At 65.1% G+C, this 15018-nt stretch carries 16 protein-coding genes and 1 pseudogene; 10 read left to right on the top strand and 7 right to left on the bottom strand.

Features of this window, described 5'->3' with window-relative positions:
• Nucleotides 1–201 precede the first annotated feature (201 nt).
• The 4 genes from ACVILI_RS11450 to ACVILI_RS11435 all read left to right on the top strand — a co-directional run bounded on the left by ACVILI_RS11450 (nt 202) and on the right by ACVILI_RS11435 (nt 4861).
• Nucleotides 202–1278, top strand: coding sequence for a sugar ABC transporter substrate-binding protein (locus ACVILI_RS11450; RefSeq protein WP_457102445.1), 1077 nt, complete (start codon nt 202–204; stop codon nt 1276–1278).
• 121 nt (nt 1279–1399) lie between these two features.
• On the top strand, nt 1400–2383 hold the full coding sequence (locus ACVILI_RS11445) for an ABC transporter permease (protein ID WP_019856617.1): 984 nt from the start codon (nt 1400–1402) through the stop codon (nt 2381–2383).
• Nucleotides 2384–2388: 5 nt separating this feature from the next.
• On the top strand, nt 2389–3891 hold the full coding sequence (locus ACVILI_RS11440) for a sugar ABC transporter ATP-binding protein (RefSeq protein WP_019856616.1): 1503 nt from the start codon (nt 2389–2391) through the stop codon (nt 3889–3891).
• 4 nt (nt 3892–3895) lie between these two features.
• Complete coding sequence (locus ACVILI_RS11435; RefSeq protein WP_019856615.1) at nt 3896–4861, top strand: ABC transporter permease; 966 nt, start codon at nt 3896–3898, stop codon at nt 4859–4861.
• An 83-nt stretch (nt 4862–4944) separates the two neighbouring features.
• Here ACVILI_RS11435 and gloA read toward each other — a convergent pair whose 3' ends face one another.
• Nucleotides 4945–5355 (bottom strand): lactoylglutathione lyase, encoded by a 411-nt coding sequence (gloA, locus tag ACVILI_RS11430; protein WP_019856614.1) that lies wholly within the window; start codon nt 5353–5355, stop codon nt 4945–4947.
• Between the two features lie 161 nt (nt 5356–5516).
• On the opposite strand from gloA, the pseudogene ACVILI_RS11425 reads away from it, so the two are divergent.
• From ACVILI_RS11425 to ACVILI_RS11405, 5 genes and pseudogenes are all read left to right on the top strand, one after another.
• A pseudogene (locus ACVILI_RS11425) lies at nt 5517–6960 on the top strand (FAD-binding oxidoreductase).
• A gap of 3 nt (nt 6961–6963) precedes the next feature.
• The gene (locus ACVILI_RS11420) at nt 6964–7767 is read left to right on the top strand and encodes a FadR/GntR family transcriptional regulator (RefSeq protein WP_019856612.1); all 804 of its coding nucleotides are present in this window, start codon (nt 6964–6966) and stop codon (nt 7765–7767) included.
• A 74-nt stretch (nt 7768–7841) separates the two neighbouring features.
• Nucleotides 7842–8021: an SOS response-associated peptidase family protein gene (locus ACVILI_RS11415; protein WP_019856611.1), complete on the top strand. Its 180-nt coding sequence runs from the start codon at nt 7842–7844 to the stop codon at nt 8019–8021.
• 54 nt (nt 8022–8075) lie between these two features.
• Nucleotides 8076–8255, top strand: coding sequence for a hypothetical protein (locus ACVILI_RS11410; protein WP_019856610.1), 180 nt, complete (start codon nt 8076–8078; stop codon nt 8253–8255).
• Nucleotides 8256–8266: 11 nt separating this feature from the next.
• Entirely contained in the window at nt 8267–8476 is a 210-nt protein-coding gene (locus tag ACVILI_RS11405) for a hypothetical protein (RefSeq protein ID WP_020628784.1), read from the top strand.
• Nucleotides 8477–8511: 35 nt separating this feature from the next.
• Here the strand turns inward: ACVILI_RS11405 and ACVILI_RS11400 are convergent, their stop codons facing one another.
• Nucleotides 8512–9417 carry an NAD(P)-dependent oxidoreductase gene (locus ACVILI_RS11400; protein WP_069091509.1) on the bottom strand — a complete coding sequence of 302 codons (906 nt, stop codon included), beginning with the start codon at nt 9415–9417 and terminating at the stop codon, nt 8512–8514.
• A gap of 122 nt (nt 9418–9539) precedes the next feature.
• Between ACVILI_RS11400 and ACVILI_RS11395 the strand changes: the two genes are divergently transcribed.
• Complete coding sequence (locus tag ACVILI_RS11395) at nt 9540–10280, top strand: FadR/GntR family transcriptional regulator (protein ID WP_019856607.1); 741 nt, start codon at nt 9540–9542, stop codon at nt 10278–10280.
• Between the two features lie 8 nt (nt 10281–10288).
• On the opposite strand, the gene ACVILI_RS11390 is transcribed toward ACVILI_RS11395, so the two are convergent.
• The 5 genes from ACVILI_RS11390 to ACVILI_RS11370 all read right to left on the bottom strand — a co-directional run bounded on the left by ACVILI_RS11390 (nt 10289) and on the right by ACVILI_RS11370 (nt 14887).
• Entirely contained in the window at nt 10289–11020 is a 732-nt protein-coding gene (locus ACVILI_RS11390; RefSeq protein WP_083246656.1) for an ABC transporter ATP-binding protein, read from the bottom strand.
• Nucleotides 11017–11739: an ABC transporter ATP-binding protein gene (locus tag ACVILI_RS11385; RefSeq protein ID WP_019856605.1), complete on the bottom strand. Its 723-nt coding sequence runs from the start codon at nt 11737–11739 to the stop codon at nt 11017–11019. Before ACVILI_RS11385 ends, ACVILI_RS11390 begins: the two co-directional genes overlap by 4 nt.
• On the bottom strand, nt 11736–12740 hold the full coding sequence (locus tag ACVILI_RS11380; protein ID WP_457102444.1) for a branched-chain amino acid ABC transporter permease: 1005 nt from the start codon (nt 12738–12740) through the stop codon (nt 11736–11738). The genes ACVILI_RS11385 and ACVILI_RS11380 overlap by 4 nt, the downstream gene beginning before the upstream one ends.
• Nucleotides 12737–13609, bottom strand: a complete 873-nt coding sequence (locus ACVILI_RS11375; RefSeq protein WP_457102443.1) for a branched-chain amino acid ABC transporter permease — start codon at nt 13607–13609, stop codon at nt 12737–12739. Before ACVILI_RS11375 ends, ACVILI_RS11380 begins: the two co-directional genes overlap by 4 nt.
• 72 nt (nt 13610–13681) lie before the next feature.
• Nucleotides 13682–14887 (bottom strand): ABC transporter substrate-binding protein, encoded by a 1206-nt coding sequence (locus ACVILI_RS11370; RefSeq protein ID WP_441939015.1) that lies wholly within the window; start codon nt 14885–14887, stop codon nt 13682–13684.
• Between the last annotated feature and the right edge of the window lie 131 nt (nt 14888–15018).

The raw sequence follows: 15018 nt of genomic DNA, 5'->3' as shown, positions 1-15018 counted from the left end.
GCAGCGCGAAATCATCGCCCTGCTCTGCTCTGCGCAACGATCTCAAGTCGCTTGTGCCGCGTCAAGAGAAAGGGTATGGTTATCGTGTTGAAGGGTTGTCGTACAAGTGGAGGAGCTTGGCAACCCATCGATCGGAGGCCCGGCCGCGCTCCCCGCGCATGCCGCCGGGCGGGAAACAGATTTCAATCGGGAGGTTTGAATATGAAGGACAGGACAGATCTTACGCTTTCGGTCAGCCGCCGGACGCTGATGATGGGCGCCGCCGCCGGCGTGGCGGCGCTCGCCATGCCGAGGGTCTTACGCGCCCAGGAAAAGCCGACGCTGGTGACGTCGATCCGCTCGCTCTCAAACCCCTATCACGCAGTGTGGAAGACCGGGGCCGAGGCCTACGCCAAATGGGCCGGGCTCGAACATGTCACGCTGGTCTCGGAAGGCAACAGCGAGAAAGGCATCGCCGACATCAAGGCGATGCTGGCAAAGACTGGCGGCAACATGGTGCTCAATTCCGATCCCAACGACACGCCGGATGCGCGCCCTATCGTCGAAGCCTGCGCCAAGGCCGGCGCCTATGTCGTGACGCAGTGGAACAAGCCGGCGGATCTGCATCCGAAGGACTTCAACCCGAACTATGTCTCGCACATCGAGTTCGACGGCATCGCAAGCGGCAAGACCATTGCCGAGATCCTGTTCAAGACCATTGGCGGCAAGGGCGGCATCGTCGCGCTCGGCGGCCTGATCTCGACCACGGCGGCGATCGAACGCAAGAAGGGCCTCGACGCGGCGCTGGCCGCCAATCCTGACATCAAGCTGCTCGACTTCCAGGTCGCCAACTGGAAATCGACCGAGGCCTTCGACCTGATGGGCAACCTGCTCACCCGCTTCGGCGACGACATCAAGGGCATCTGGGCCGCCAATGACGACATGGGCTCCGGCGCGCTCGAAGCGCTGCGCGCCGAAAACCTCGCTGGCAAGGTGCCGATCGTCGGCGTCGACGGCATCAAGACGGCGGTTGATGCGGTGCGCACCGGCGAATTCGCCTGCACCGTCACCTCCGATCCGTTCTGGCAAGGCGGCATGGGTCTCGCCATCGGCTACAACGCAAAGATCGGCAAGTTCGATCCGACCAAGGAACCGCCGGAACACCGTGAATTCTACGGCAAGGCGGTGCTGATCTCGCACGACAATGTCGAGGAATATTACAAGACCAATGTCGACGCCAAACCGGAGATCGACTGGAACGATCTGTGGGGCCGGGTGACCGGAGCCATCCGCACCTGACCGCCGGGCGGGCCGCTGCTCCCTGGCGGCCCGCTCCCCTTTTCAGCAGACGGGAAGCGGTTTCTTGACAATCCATACAGAACCCCTGAAGTCCGTTTCGGACATCGAGCGGACAACGCTTATGACATTGATCCCCGGCCGTATCGCCGCTGTGTTCGGTGGCAGGCGCTGGCGCAGCCTGGCGCCGCTGGCGGTACTGATCGTGCTCTGCGTACTGATCGCCATCGCCAATCCCAACTTCATCGAGCTGCGCAATCTGGTGCGGCTTGCCAACTCGGCCGCCGTGCCGCTGACGCTGGCGATGGGGCTGACCTTCATCATCCTGATGGGCAGCATCGACCTCTCGGTCGAGGGCACCCTGTCGGTGTCGGCCATGGTTGTGGTGCTGCTCGCCGCCAATGACGCGAACGGCAACGATTATGGCTGGTGGGCGGTGCTCGCCGCCGTGGTCGCCGGCACCGCAATGGGTTTCGTCAGCGGGCTCATCCAGACCATGCTGCGCATCCCCTCCTTCATGGCGACGCTCGGTATGTGGTTTATCGGCCTTGGCCTGTCGGTCTATATGCTGGGCGGCTCGGCGATCCGGCTCAACGACGCCTCGATCCGCGACCTGGCATTGCACCGTTTCCTTGGCTTGCCAGTGGCGGTCTGGGTCGCGTTCGGGGCTTTCCTGCTCGCCGCAATCATCCAGTATCACACCAAGCTCGGCCGCCACATATTGGCGATCGGCGGTGACGAGGATGTGGCCAAGCTCTCCGGAGTGAACGTGACCCGCGTGCGCATCACCGCCTTTGCGCTCGCCGGTTTCTTCTTCGGCGTATCAGGCGTACTTGCCGCCGCGCAGCTTGGCCAATCGCATGCGGTCATCGGCGACGGCAGGCTGTTTGCTGCGGTCACCGCCGTCGTCGTCGGCGGTACGGCGCTGACCGGCGGCGAAGGCGGCGTCGTCAACACGCTGATCGGCGTCTTGATCGTCACCGTGCTTGCCAACGGCATGATCCTGCTCGGCATCTCGCCCTATATCCAGCAGACGGTGCAGGGGCTGATGATCATCGCCGCGGTAGCGCTGTCGCTCGACCGTGTGCGCCTCAGGATCGTCAAGTGAGCGCCATGCTGAACGCGTCCGGCATCATCAAGAACTTTCCCGGCGTCCAGGCGCTGCGCGATGTCTCGATCGAAGTGCGGCCCAACGAAGTGGTCGGCCTGATCGGCGAGAACGGCGCCGGCAAATCGACGCTGATGCGCGTGCTGGCCGGCAGCTACCGGCCTGACGGCGGCAGCCTGACGCTGGACGGCGAACAGCTTCGCATGCGCAGCCCACGCGACGCGGCCAGGCATGGCATCGGCATGGTGTTCCAGGAACAGTCGCTGGTGCTCAATCTGACGGTCGCCGAAAACATCTATCTCGGCGAGGAAGACCGCTTCACTCGCTTCGGCCTCGTCAACTGGCGCGCCATGAACGCGGCGGCGCGCCGCCAGTTGGCCAAGATCGGCATCGACATCGATGTCACGGCGCGCACCTCCGAACTCACCTTCGCGGCGCGCCAGATGGTCGAGCTGGCCAAGGCGCTAACCTTGGAGGAAGTGGTCGAACGGCAGTTGCTCATCCTGCTCGACGAACCGACCTCGGTGCTCAACGCCGCCGACATCGAGGTGCTGTTCGCGCGCGTGCGTTCGCTCAAATCGCGCGCCAGCTTCGTCTTCGTCTCGCACCGTCTTGACGAGGTGCTGGCGATTTCCGACCGCGTCTACACGATGAAGGACGGCGCGGTCGTTGCCAAACACCGCGCGGCCGAGGTCACGGCGCCGGAGCTGCACGAGATCATGGTCGGGCGCGGCCTGCAGGCGGAATATTACCGCGAGGCCCGCCAGCTTGCGCCGCGCGACACTGTCATGGTCGAGGCCAAGGGATTGGGCGCCAACGGCGCCTATCACGGCGTCGACCTCAATATCAGGGCCGGCGAGATCGTCGGCATTGCCGGCGTCGTCGGCTCCGGCCGCGAGGAGGTCACGCGCACCATAGGCGGCTTCCTGCAGCATGATGCCGGCGAGATGAAGATCGCCGGCGACACGGTGCGCTTCGCCTCACCGGAACCGGCGGTGCGCAAGGGTATCGGCTATGTGCCGCGCGAGCGCAGGCTCGAAGGGCTGGTGATGTTCTTGTCGATCGCGGAAAACATCTCGCTCGCCGATCTCTCCAGCGTCATGCGCCATGGCGCCATCGACTATGGCAAGGAGCGTCGGCTGGCCGCCGACTGGATCAAACGGCTGCGCATCAAGGCGCCCGGCCCCGATGCAGCCTGCCGCAAGCTCAGCGGCGGCAACCAGCAGAAGGTGGTGCTGGCGCGCTGGATGACGGCCGGCTCGCGCATCCTGGTGCTCGACCACCCGACGCGCGGCCTCGATGTCGGCGCCAAGGAGGAAGTCTACGAACTGGTGCGCGATCTCTCCGCGCAAGGCGTGGCGATCCTTTTGATCTCCGACACGCTGGAAGAGACGATCGGCCTGTCGCACCAGGTGCTGGTGATGCGCGATGGCGAGATCACCGCGCGCTTCGACGCCAGCCCGGGCAAGAAGCCGAACCAGGTCGATTTGCTGCGAGCAATGGTGTGAGCCGATGAACGAAACGTCCATCCGACAGATGTTCGAAGGCAAATGGACGCAAGGCGCCATTCCGCTGGTCCTGCTTGTCGCGCTTCTGCTGATCATCGAGATCGCCGCGCCCGGCTTCCTGACCGGCGAGACCGTGTCGCTGCTGTTTGCCAACACCGCCGTACTGTTCATCCTGGCGACCGGCGTCACCTTCGCCATCCTGCTCGGCGGCATCGACCTGTCGATCCAGGCCGTGGCCTCGCTGGCCAGCGTCATCCTGGCGCAATTGCTGCCCTCGCTCGGCCTTGCCGCCTTCCCGGTGGCGATCCTGTCGGGCCTTGCCTTCGGCACGCTGAGCGGCATCGTCCATGTCAAGCTGCGCGTCCCGTCCTTCGTGGCGACGCTCGCCACCGGCGGCGTGGTGACCGGCCTGGCGCTCTGGGTCTCCAATGGCCGCGCCATCACCATTGAGGAAAGTGGCCGAGAAAACACCGCCTGGATCAACGCCGCGGTTGCCGGAGTGCCCGTGGTGGTGCTGATTTCGGCGGTCATCGGCATCGCCGCCTTTCTGGCGCTCCGCTACACGCGCTTTGGCCGCCAGGCGATCGCGGTCGGCGCCGGCGAGCCGGCCGCATGGGCGGCAGGCATCAATGTCGACCGCACCAAGATCATCGCTTTCGCCGCTTCCGGGATGCTGGCCGCTGTCGCCGGCGTGGTGCTGGCAGCACGGCTGTCGAGCGGCTCGCCGGTGCTTGCCAACCAGCTTTTGCTGCCGGCCATCGCCGCCGTCATCGTCGGCGGCACCGCGATCACCGGCGGGCTGGGCGGTGTTGCCCGCACGGCAGTCGGCGCGCTGATCATCTCGATCGTGCGCATCGGCATGACCTTTGTCGGCGTCAACATCTTCCTGGAAAACATGGTGTTCGGCGCGGTGCTCATCGCCGCCGTCGCCATCACCATCGACCGCAGCAAGATCGCGGTCATCAAGTGAAAGAGAAATCCGCACCGCCTCCCAAGCCAGCGCGGACAGGACGGGGTCGCATCACAAGCCCGATGCGACCCCGCTTGCTCGGGTCACATCGTGTCGAGGCCGATCAACTCGATCTTGTAGCCGTCCGGGTCTTCGACGAAGGCGATGTGCGTGGTGCCGTGCTGCATCGGCCCGGGCTTGCGCGGGATCTTGGCGCCGCGCTTTTCGAGCTCGGCGCAGACGGCGTAGATGTCGTTGACGCCGAGCGCCAGGTGGCCGAAGCCGGTGCCGATCTCATAGGGCTCTTCCCTGCCCCAGTTCAAAGTCAGCTCGACGACGGCCTCCTTGTCTTCCGGCCCATAGCCGACAAAGGCGTTGGTGAACTTACCGCCGGGATAGTCGTCACGGCGCAGCAAGGTCATGCCGAGAACCTCAGTGTAGAAGGCGATCGACTTGTCGAGGTCGAGCACCCTGATCATGGTGTGCATATAGCGAAAGCCCGGGGCGTCGCTCATTGGGAAAGTCCTCCGAATTCAGGGATTTGCTGGTCTGACCATCCACATCAAACAGCTGGTTGGAACATGACCTCGCTTGATGTTCTAAATCAGGGTTGTATGATAACACGACAAGAACGGTGGTTGTCCAGTCGTTTTCCCCAGGGGTGCAGAGTCAATTCATGAATGCCGTGCCGCCCTCCTCCGCATCGCTGATCGCAGCCCTTGCCGGCGTGCTGCCTGATGGCGGGCTGCTGACGGCGGACGAGGACCTGGCGCGCTACAGCCGCGACTGGTCCGGCGACCATTTCGGCCGGCCGCTGGCGGTGGCGCGGCCGTCCACGGTCGAGGAGATGTCGGCGCTGATGCGGTTCTGCCATGCCGAGCGCATTGCGGTCGTGCCGCAAGGCGGCCTGACCGGCCTCGTCGGTGCCGCAGTAGCTGCCGATGGCGGTGAGATCGTCATCTCATTGGAGCGCATGAACCGGATCCGCTCGATCAGCCCGATCGACTTCGCCATGGTGGTCGAGGCCGGCTGCATCCTCGAGGACGCCAAGCGCGCGGCGGAAGAGAACGACTGCCTGCTGCCGATCACCTTCGGCGCGCAAGGAAGCTGCCGCATCGGCGGCAACGTCGCCACCAATGCCGGCGGCTTCAACGTGCTGCGCTACGGCATGACGCGCGACCTTGTGCTCGGGCTCGAAGTGGTGCTGGCCGACGGCCGCATCTGGAACGGGCTGAAGGTGCTGCGCAAGGACAATCGCGGCTACGACCTCAAGCAGATCTTCATCGGCTCGGAAGGCACGCTCGGCATCGTCACCGCGGCCGCGCTGAAGCTGTTTCCCAAGCCGACGCAGATCGAGACCGCACTGGTCGGCCTGCGCTCCGTCGAGGACGCGATGGCGCTCTATGCCCGCGCCCGGCGCGATTGCAGCGACCTTCTTACCGCCTTCGAGCTGATCCTGCGCGGCGGCCATCGAGATCACCATGCGCGAGGGCAAGGATTTTGCCGACCCGCTCGACAAGCCCTACCCGGCCTATGTGCTGATCGAGGTTTCCTCCGGCGGGCTGATCGACCTGTCCGCCATGCTGCTGGGGTTCCTCGGCGGCGCCGCCGATATCGTCGAGGACGGCCTCGTCGCATCGACGCGGGCGCAAGGCGAGCGCCTGTGGCTCTACCGCGAGATCATGGTCGAGCGGCAGGGCCGCGGCGGCCGCTATCTGCGCACCGACGTTTCGGTCCCGATCTCGAAGCTCGCCGATTTCGTCACCGACGCGCTCTTCGAATTGCAGCGGGCGCGCCCGGACGCGCTGGCCGTCACCTACGGCCATGTCGGCGACGGCAACATCCATCTCAATGTGGTGCCACCGGAAGGCATGGGCGCGGACGCGATCGAGCATCTGTTCGAGGAGGCGGAAGCCGAGATCTTCGCCGTCGTCGACCGCTATGGCGGCTCGATCAGCGCCGAGCACGGCATCGGCCGGGTCAAGCAGAAGGCGTTCCTCGAACGCATCGACCCGGTGACGCTGGACCTCGCCGCGGGCATCAAGGACGCGTTCGATCCCAGCCATATCCTGAGCAATGGCCGCATTCTGGCGTCCACATCCGCCGTCGACTATAGGTGAGCGATGACGCTGAAACTCGACAAGGTCAATCGTGGTCCACACCTCTCCACTCTGGTGGCGAGTTCCATCTCGCGCGAGATCGCGCAGGGGCGCTTGAAGCCGGGCGACCAGTTGCCGACTGAGCAAGCCTTGGCGACCACCTTCGGGGTGAGCCGCAACGTAGTGCGCGAGGCGATCGCGCGGCTGCGCTCGGAGGGCCGCATCTGGTCGCAGCAGGGACGCGGCGCCTTCGTGGTGGAGAGCACCAACCCGACGGTGCTGACCATCGACTATGAGGCGCTGCAGCGCGCCGATTCCTTCCGCAACCTGTTCGAGCTGCGCGGCATCCTCGAAGTGCAGGCGGCGGCCCTTGCCGCCAAGCGGCGCTCGGAGGCCGATCTCGCCGCGATGGGCGCCGCACTCGCCGGCATGCGCGCCGCCCCCTATGGCAGCGTCGCCTGGCTGCGCAGCGACCTCGAATTCCACCGCACCGTCGCCGAAGCGACGCGCAACAGCTATATGGGCCAGTTCCTGGTCTTCGTTTCCGAGCGCGTGCGCGAGAGCATCCTCGCCGCCGGCAACCAGCAGAAATCCGACGATATGGCCCGCATCACGCTCGGCGAACACGAGCGCATCCTGTCCGCCATCCGTGCCGGCGACGCCGAAGGCGCGCAAGCGGCCATGCGCGACCATCTGGCAGGCGCGGCGCTGCGGGTGGGATTGCATGATGGGGAGGCGGCGGAGCCGGTAGCGCCGGCGCAGGAGGTGCCGTCTCCGGTGCGGCATTCACGATTGAGGAAGGCTGTGCGCGGGCGGGCTGGGGGATAGCGGTTCGTCCTAGGCGCTATTTCGTCCGAATTTTTCGGCTAGTCGCCGGTTCGCTCTCACGGCAGAGTGTGGCCATGTGCAACCTCTATAACATCACCACATCTCAAGAGGCCATCCGCCAATGGACCCGGACTCTGCGGGACATCCTGGGCAACCTTGAGCCGTCCATCGACATCTATCCCAACCAGCCCGGCCCGGTGGTGCGCCATGAGCAAAATAGGAATGAGTTCCTCGCCAAGTCAATTCGCCCTTGACATTTATGTTCCCTTTTTGTTCACTGTGGCCATGAAGCGTTTGGAGTACTAGCCATGGACCGCATCGTGACACTGAACAGTCGCCAGGAGGCCGCTCTCCAGGCTCACGCCGAGGATTTCATCGCCGTCCACAAGGGCGATGTGATGAAGGCGCTCAAGGAAATGATCGTGCTCAACGGGCATCTTCAGGAACGGCTTGATGCACTCACCACCCCTCGCCGCGCGACACGCTAGGAGGGACCGCTATGGGCACGATGCACTTTGACGACGAAGCGAAAGCCGAGCTCCATTCGGAAGCCGTGAAGCTCATCGCGCGCTACGACAGTCCGCTTGAGACCGTGAAGGCGCTCATGGCCTATAATTGCGAGCTAGAGACCCAGATACTCGCCATCGCCCACCGGCATCCGGGGATAGTGTCAATCGGCTACGATCCTACTCCGCCCGTGCTGGGGTGATCGCTGGTAATTGGCTGCAATAATCGGCCCTGCCGTCATTCCGCCGGTAGCTCCACCAGCGACACCCCATTCAGCCCCGCGACAATATCCGACAGCGCCGGCACGAACTTTTCGCCGTGGCCGGTGGCGACCGCCGTCGCAAAACCGTTGCGCACCACGGCGCCCACCGGGTTCGCAACGCCCGCCGCCTGGGCGAACGACGCGAGATAGGTCATGTCCTTCAGCGCGTTGGCGATGGCGAAGCGTTGGGCGTTTTCGTTGCGGTTAAGGACGAAATCGAAGAAGGCCTGGTAGAAGCCGCAATCCATGCGGCTGCCTGATATGACGCTGTTGAAGATCTGTGGCGTCAGGCCAGCCTTGGCGCCCAGCGTCAGCGCTTCCGAATAGATCGCGGAATAGCCCATCGAGACGAAATTGTTGAGCAGCTTCATGGTGTGGCCGCTGCCGGTCGGGCCGGTGTGGATGATGCGCGCGGCGAAGGCTTCGAGCACCGGGCGGGCACGGGCGACGGCTTCGGCCGCGCCGCCGACCATGACGTCGAGCTTGCCTTCCGCCGCTTCCTTGGGCGTGCGCGCCAGCGGCGCGTCGATCAGCGTCACGCCAAGTGCTGCGAGTTCGGCGGCAAGTGCTGTCGTGGATGAGGGATTGGAGGTCGAGCAGTCGATGATGAGCAACGGTGTGCCGGCCGCGGCAAGGCCATTGGGGCCTTTGACCAGCATTTCCACCTCGCGCGAGCCGGTGACGCACAGAATGACGATGTCGCAGGCGGCGGCAAGGTCGCGCGGGCTTACCGCCTCGGTGGCGCCGGCAGCGATCAAGCGTTCGGCGGCGGTGCGGCTGCGGTGCACGCAAACGGTCAGCGGCCAGCCCTTGCGCAGCAGATTGTCGGCCATGCCGGCGCCCATCGCGCCCAGGCCGATGAAGCCAATGCGTTCTTTCATGCGAAACCTCCTGTACCCGTGCCGGCGGGCTCAACTTTCGTCACCTTGCGGCGGGCACCTGTCGATGCAATCTTCCGAAGCAGAATCGGCCTTTGCCGAAGAACCGGACCGGAGCCCGCGCGATGGCGGAGACCACGCTTTTCGATGCCATACCGCAGGCGCCCAACCTGCGGACCGGGCTCGTCAACACGCTGATCGCACAGATCGAGTCCGGCGACCTGGCGCCCGGCCAGAGGCTGCCGACCGAGCAGGAGATCGTCGCCGCCACCGGCGTCAGCCGCACCGTGGTGCGCGAAGCTCTCGCAGCGTTGCGCGCCCGGGGGCTGATCACCACGCGTCAGGGCCTCGGCGCCTTCGTCGCCAAGGATCCGCTGCCACGGACCTTTTCCATCCTGCCCGACGATCTCGAATCGATCGACGAGGTGCTGCGCGTGCTGGAATTGCGCATGGGCATCGAGGTCGAGGCGACCGGCCTTGCCGCCGAGCGGCGCAGCGAGGCGGCGCTGGCGCAGATGGGCTCGCGGCTGGACGCGCTGGAGGCCGCGGTGCGTGCCGGCGGATCGGGCTCGGAAGAGGATTTCGGCTTCCACCGCGCCATTCTGGCGGCGACCCAGAACCCCAATTTCACCCGGCTGTTCGACACGTTCGGCAGCGCCATGATCCCGCGCCAGTGGACGCGGCTCGACCGGATGACGGAGGCCGACCGGGAAAAATATCTCGAGCGCATGCAGCGCGAGCATCGCGCCATCCTCGCGGCGATCGAAGCCCGGGACGTCAACGCGGCGCGGCGCGCCATGCGCAGCCATCTGGCCAAGAGCTACGCCCGGTTCGAGGATCTGCGCGACAAGGCCCGCCACGACTGAGTGCTCGCTCATGCGGGTGCCCCAGCCACACCGCCGAGATAGAGTTCGCGCATCAGCGACATGTCGCTGAGTTCCTCGATCGGTCCTGAAACGACGATACGGCCGTTCTGCATGAGATAGCCGCGCGAGGCGACGGCGAGCGCCAGGCCGGCATTCTGCTCGACCAGCAGCACCGAGGCGCCGAAGCGCGCGCCGATATCCAGAATGATCGCCTTGATCTCCTTGACCAGCAGCGGCGACAGGCCGAGCGACGGTTCATCGAGCAGCAGCACGCGCGGCCGCGTCATCAGCCCCCGTGCGATCGCCAGCATCTGCTGCTGGCCGCCGCTCAGCGAGCCGCCCCGGTCGCGGCGCTTGGTGGCGAGGATCGGAAAGAAGGCGAGCATGGTCTGGAAGTCGGCCTCGACGGCCGCCTCGTCGCGGCGCGCATAGGCGCCGAGGCGCAAATTCTCCTCGACCGTCATATCGACGAAGATTTTTCTGCCCTCCGGCACCAGCACGACGCCGCGTCTCGCCATCACATCGGCGGCGGACCCGGTGACGTCGGCGCCGTCGAAAGCGATGTTGCCGGCGCGGGGTTTGATCAGCCCGGCGATGGCCTTGAGCAAGGTCGATTTGCCGGCGCCGTTGGGCCCGAGAATGGTGACGATTTCGCCTTCGGCCAATGTCAGCGAGACGCCGCGGTTGACGATGGTCGGCCCATAGCCGGTGACGACATCGGAGACGGCGAGCAGGTTCACAGATCGCCTCCGAGGTAGACGTCCAGCACCTTGGGATCGGCAAGCACCTTTTCGGTCGGCCCGTCGGCGATCTTGGAGCCGAAGTCGAGCACGGCAAGGCGCCGGCACAGCATCTGCATCAGCTTCATGTCGTGGTCGATGACGCAGACCGTGATGCCATGGCCCGGCAACTGGCGAACAAGGCCGACAAGGGCAGAGGTTTCGCGGTCGTTGAGGCCGGCGGCCGGCTCATCGAGCAGAAGCAACGACGGCCGCGTGGCCAGCGCCAGCGCGAGGCCAAGCAGGCGCAGGCTGCCGAAGGGCAGAACGCCGGCCTTTTCGCCGCCGAGCGCGCTCAAGCCGACGAAATCGAGCAGCGCCTGCGGCGTCGGCCAGGGATTGGCGGCGCCCCCTGCCCGCCTGTGCTCGCCGGCGATCTGCACATTCTCCAGCACGCCAAGCCCGGCAAAGGCCATGGCCTGCTGGAAGGTGTAGCCGATGCCCGCCCGCGATATGGCGTGCGGCGCCAGACCGGTGATGTCGCGCCCGCGAAACAGCACCGTGCCGCCGCTTGGCTTGTGGACGCCGGTGACGACGTTGAACAGTGTGGTCTTGCCGGATCCGTTCGGGCCGACGACACCGAGGATTTCGCCCTCCTCGACGGCGAGGTCGACGCCGGCAAGGGCCGTGACGCCGCCGAACTGCTTGCCGAGGCCGCTGATCGCCAGGATCGGGCTCATTGCCGCGCCTCCGAGGGGGCGGCATCGCGCTCCGCCTCCTGTTTCGGCTTGCCCGAAAATGCCACGCGGAGTGCTCGGACGATGCCACCGATCAACCCGTCGGGCAAAAGCATGATGACCGCGATCAGGCAGACGCCGTAGACGATGCGCGACTGCACCGGATCGAGGTTGAGCACTTCCGGCAGGAAGGCGACGAGGATGCCGCCGGCCAGCGGGCCCTCGATCAGCCTTGCCCCGCCGATCATCACCATCAGCGCCAGGTAGATGCTGGGGAAAGACGAGAATTGCGAGGGCGAGATGTGGCCGAGGAAATAGGCCAACAGCTCGCCGGAGATGCCGGCAAAGACGCCGCTGACGACGAAGGCGCCGATCTTGTGGCGGCCGACATTGATGCCGAGCGAGGCGGCCAGCTTTTCGTTTTCGCGGATGGCGCGCAGCGTGCGGCCATAGGAGGAATGGATGATCGCCCAGCTCGCCACCGCCGCTGCCGTGACGAAAGCCACCACCATCAGATAGTAGCGCGTCAGATCGCTCATGTCGGCGCCGAACAGGGTGACCGGACCGGCGATGTCGAGCCCCGTGGCCGCACCGGTATAGTCGCCGCCATTGGTGAGCACGATGGCGAGCAGCTGGCCGAAGGCGAAGGTCATGATGACGAAGTGATGGCCGCCGACACGCAGCGAGGGAATGCCGACGATCATGGCGAAGACGGCACTTGCCAGGGCGGCCACCGGCAGTGCCGTCCAGAAGCCGATGCCGAAGTCCCGCGCGAGGATCGCCGCCGCGTAGGCACCGACACCGACCAGCGCCGCATGCCCCATCGACAGGATGCCGGTCTGGCCGAACAGGACCGACAGGCCGTAAAGCGCGATGACGTTGGTGCCGGCCGAAATCGCCAGCGACAGGAAGCGGTTCGAGGGCGAAAACAGCGGCACCGCCGCGATCAGCGCCAGGATGACCAGCACCGGCAGCAGTGACCGCAACGCGTTGCCCGTCTTCATGACGCCATCCGGGGTCCGCTGGTGCCGCCGAACAGGCCGTGCGGCCGCACGATCAGCACCAGGATCATCAGCACGAAGGAATAGGCGTCGGTCCATTGCGAGAAGCCGTAGCCGGCGCTGAAGCCTTCGACGATGCCAAGGATGAGGCCAGCGGCGACGGCGCCATAGATGTTGCCAAGCCCGCCGATCAGGGCCACGGCGAAGCCTTTCATCACCATTGTGCCGCCGGTGAACGGCGTGATGGGGAAGAGAGCGATCAGCAGCGCGCCGCCGAGCCCGGCCAGCGCACTGCCGAGCACGAAGACGCCAGTGATGTAGCGGCGCACCGGAATGCCCATCAGGGCGGCAGTGTCGCGGTCCTCGACGCTGGCGCGCAGCGCGCGGCCATAGCGGCTGGCGGTGATCATGCGGAAGCTCAGCGCCACCACGGCAATGGTGATCAGAATGACCATGACGCGGACCGATGCGATGCGCACGCCGCCGACCTCCCACACCGTGGTCAGCGGCCGCGGAATGCTCTTCTGGTTGGGATTCCAGAACAGCACGACCACATGCTGCAGCACGACGATGAGGCCGAGCGAAACGATGAAGCCATTGGTCGGCCGCTCCAGCGTGAAGCGGAACAGGCCGCGCTCGAGGATATAGCCCATCAGCCCCACCGCCAGGATCGCCAGCACCACAGCAACGGGGAAACCGAGGCCGGCGCTGACGGCGAGCCAGGTGACGATGCCGCCGATCATCAGGAATTCGCCATGGGCGAAATTGATGATGCCGGTCAGGCCGAAGATCAGTGTCACGCCGATAGCGATGAGCGTGATGACGCTGGCGATGGAAAGGCCGTTGAGGATTTGCTGGATGAAAATATCCACGGCGATCGAGACCTGTCTTGCAAAAAAGGGAGTTGGCGGCTGATGCCGCCGCCAACCCTTGGGATTAGGGGCTTAGCTCTTCGGCGCTTCGGCCGGCGGCTGCTGCATGGCGCAGGAGATTGCCCCGCCAGGTGCCGCGGCGCAGACTTCCGTTGCATGGGTGACCTGATGCGTCGGATTGAACGTGAGATCATCCGAGACGACGCCCTGGTGGTGGAGGCTGAGCAGCGCCTCGACCGTCTTGTCCGGATCGAAGCTGTCGGCCTTCTGCCAGGCTTCGACGAGGAAGTGCACATAGTCATGGTAGAGCAGCGACACCGACGAGGTCACGCCGTGCGGGGCGCCGGCGGCGAAGTAGGCATCGAAATAGGCCTTGGCCTTCGGGTTGGAGGACTCGCCCCAGCAAACCGGCACGCAGCTCATCGCCACCGGTACGTCAGCCGAAAGCTGCTTTTCCTTCCAGATGCCGGGGTCGACGCCGAACAGGAAGTAGCTCTTAGCGGCGCCCAGTTCGAGCGCCTGCGGCAGTGCCGTCAGTGTTGAATCGCCATTGTACCAAAAGTGGATGATATCAGGATTAAGGCTCTTGGCCCGGGTCAGGAAGGGCGAGAAGTCGGTCGTGTCCGGCGGATAGAAGATGATGTCCGGGACATCCTGCCCTTCGGCCTTCAGCGCCTTGTAGTAGTAGGACGACAGGAACTGGCCGGTGGCATCGTTGCCGACGATCATCACCGACTTCTTCGGCTTGAAGCCAAGCAGCGGTTCGAGCAGGGACAGCACGCCGCGCGCGGTCGATCCGGAGCGCTGGAACTCCTGCGGTTCGGACTGGAAGAGATAGTGATCCTCGCCGCCCGGCTTGACGCTGTCGGGGTTGAGGATTTTCGCCAGCGTCGAATTTCCGGCGAAATGGATGATCTTGGCCGGCTGCGTGATCTTGGCCATGGCCAGCGTAAAGTCATGCGTTTCCGAGCCGAAGATCGCCTGCACCTTGACGTCGCGCACCAGTTCCTGGGTGGCGGCGATCGCGGTGGCGATATCGGTGCGGTCGTCGCGCTTGACCATTTCGAGCTTGTAGGTCTTGCCGCCGACCTTGAAGCCGCCGGCATCGTTGATCTGCTTGACGGCAAGGCCGACGCCCGCCGGCAAGGTATGGCCGGCGGACACGAACGAGCCCGATTCCGCCGCGACGACGCCGATCTTGACGATGTTGTCCTCGGCAAACGCCGGATGAGCGAACGCGCCAAGGCACAAGGCCGCCGAGGCGGCCAGTTTAAGCACGGTTTTCAATTTGAGATCCTCCCGACTCCAAATCGTTGCAGTCTTACCGGGTTGTCATACAACCCTGTAATCTGGTAAATCTTACGGACGGGGATGTCAATCGCATTGCCATGCGATAAGGCTGCCCGAAA

The sequence above is a fragment of the Mesorhizobium sp. USDA 4775 genome, assembly GCF_054062655.1.
This window is presented reverse-complemented; position numbering and strand designations above follow the sequence as displayed.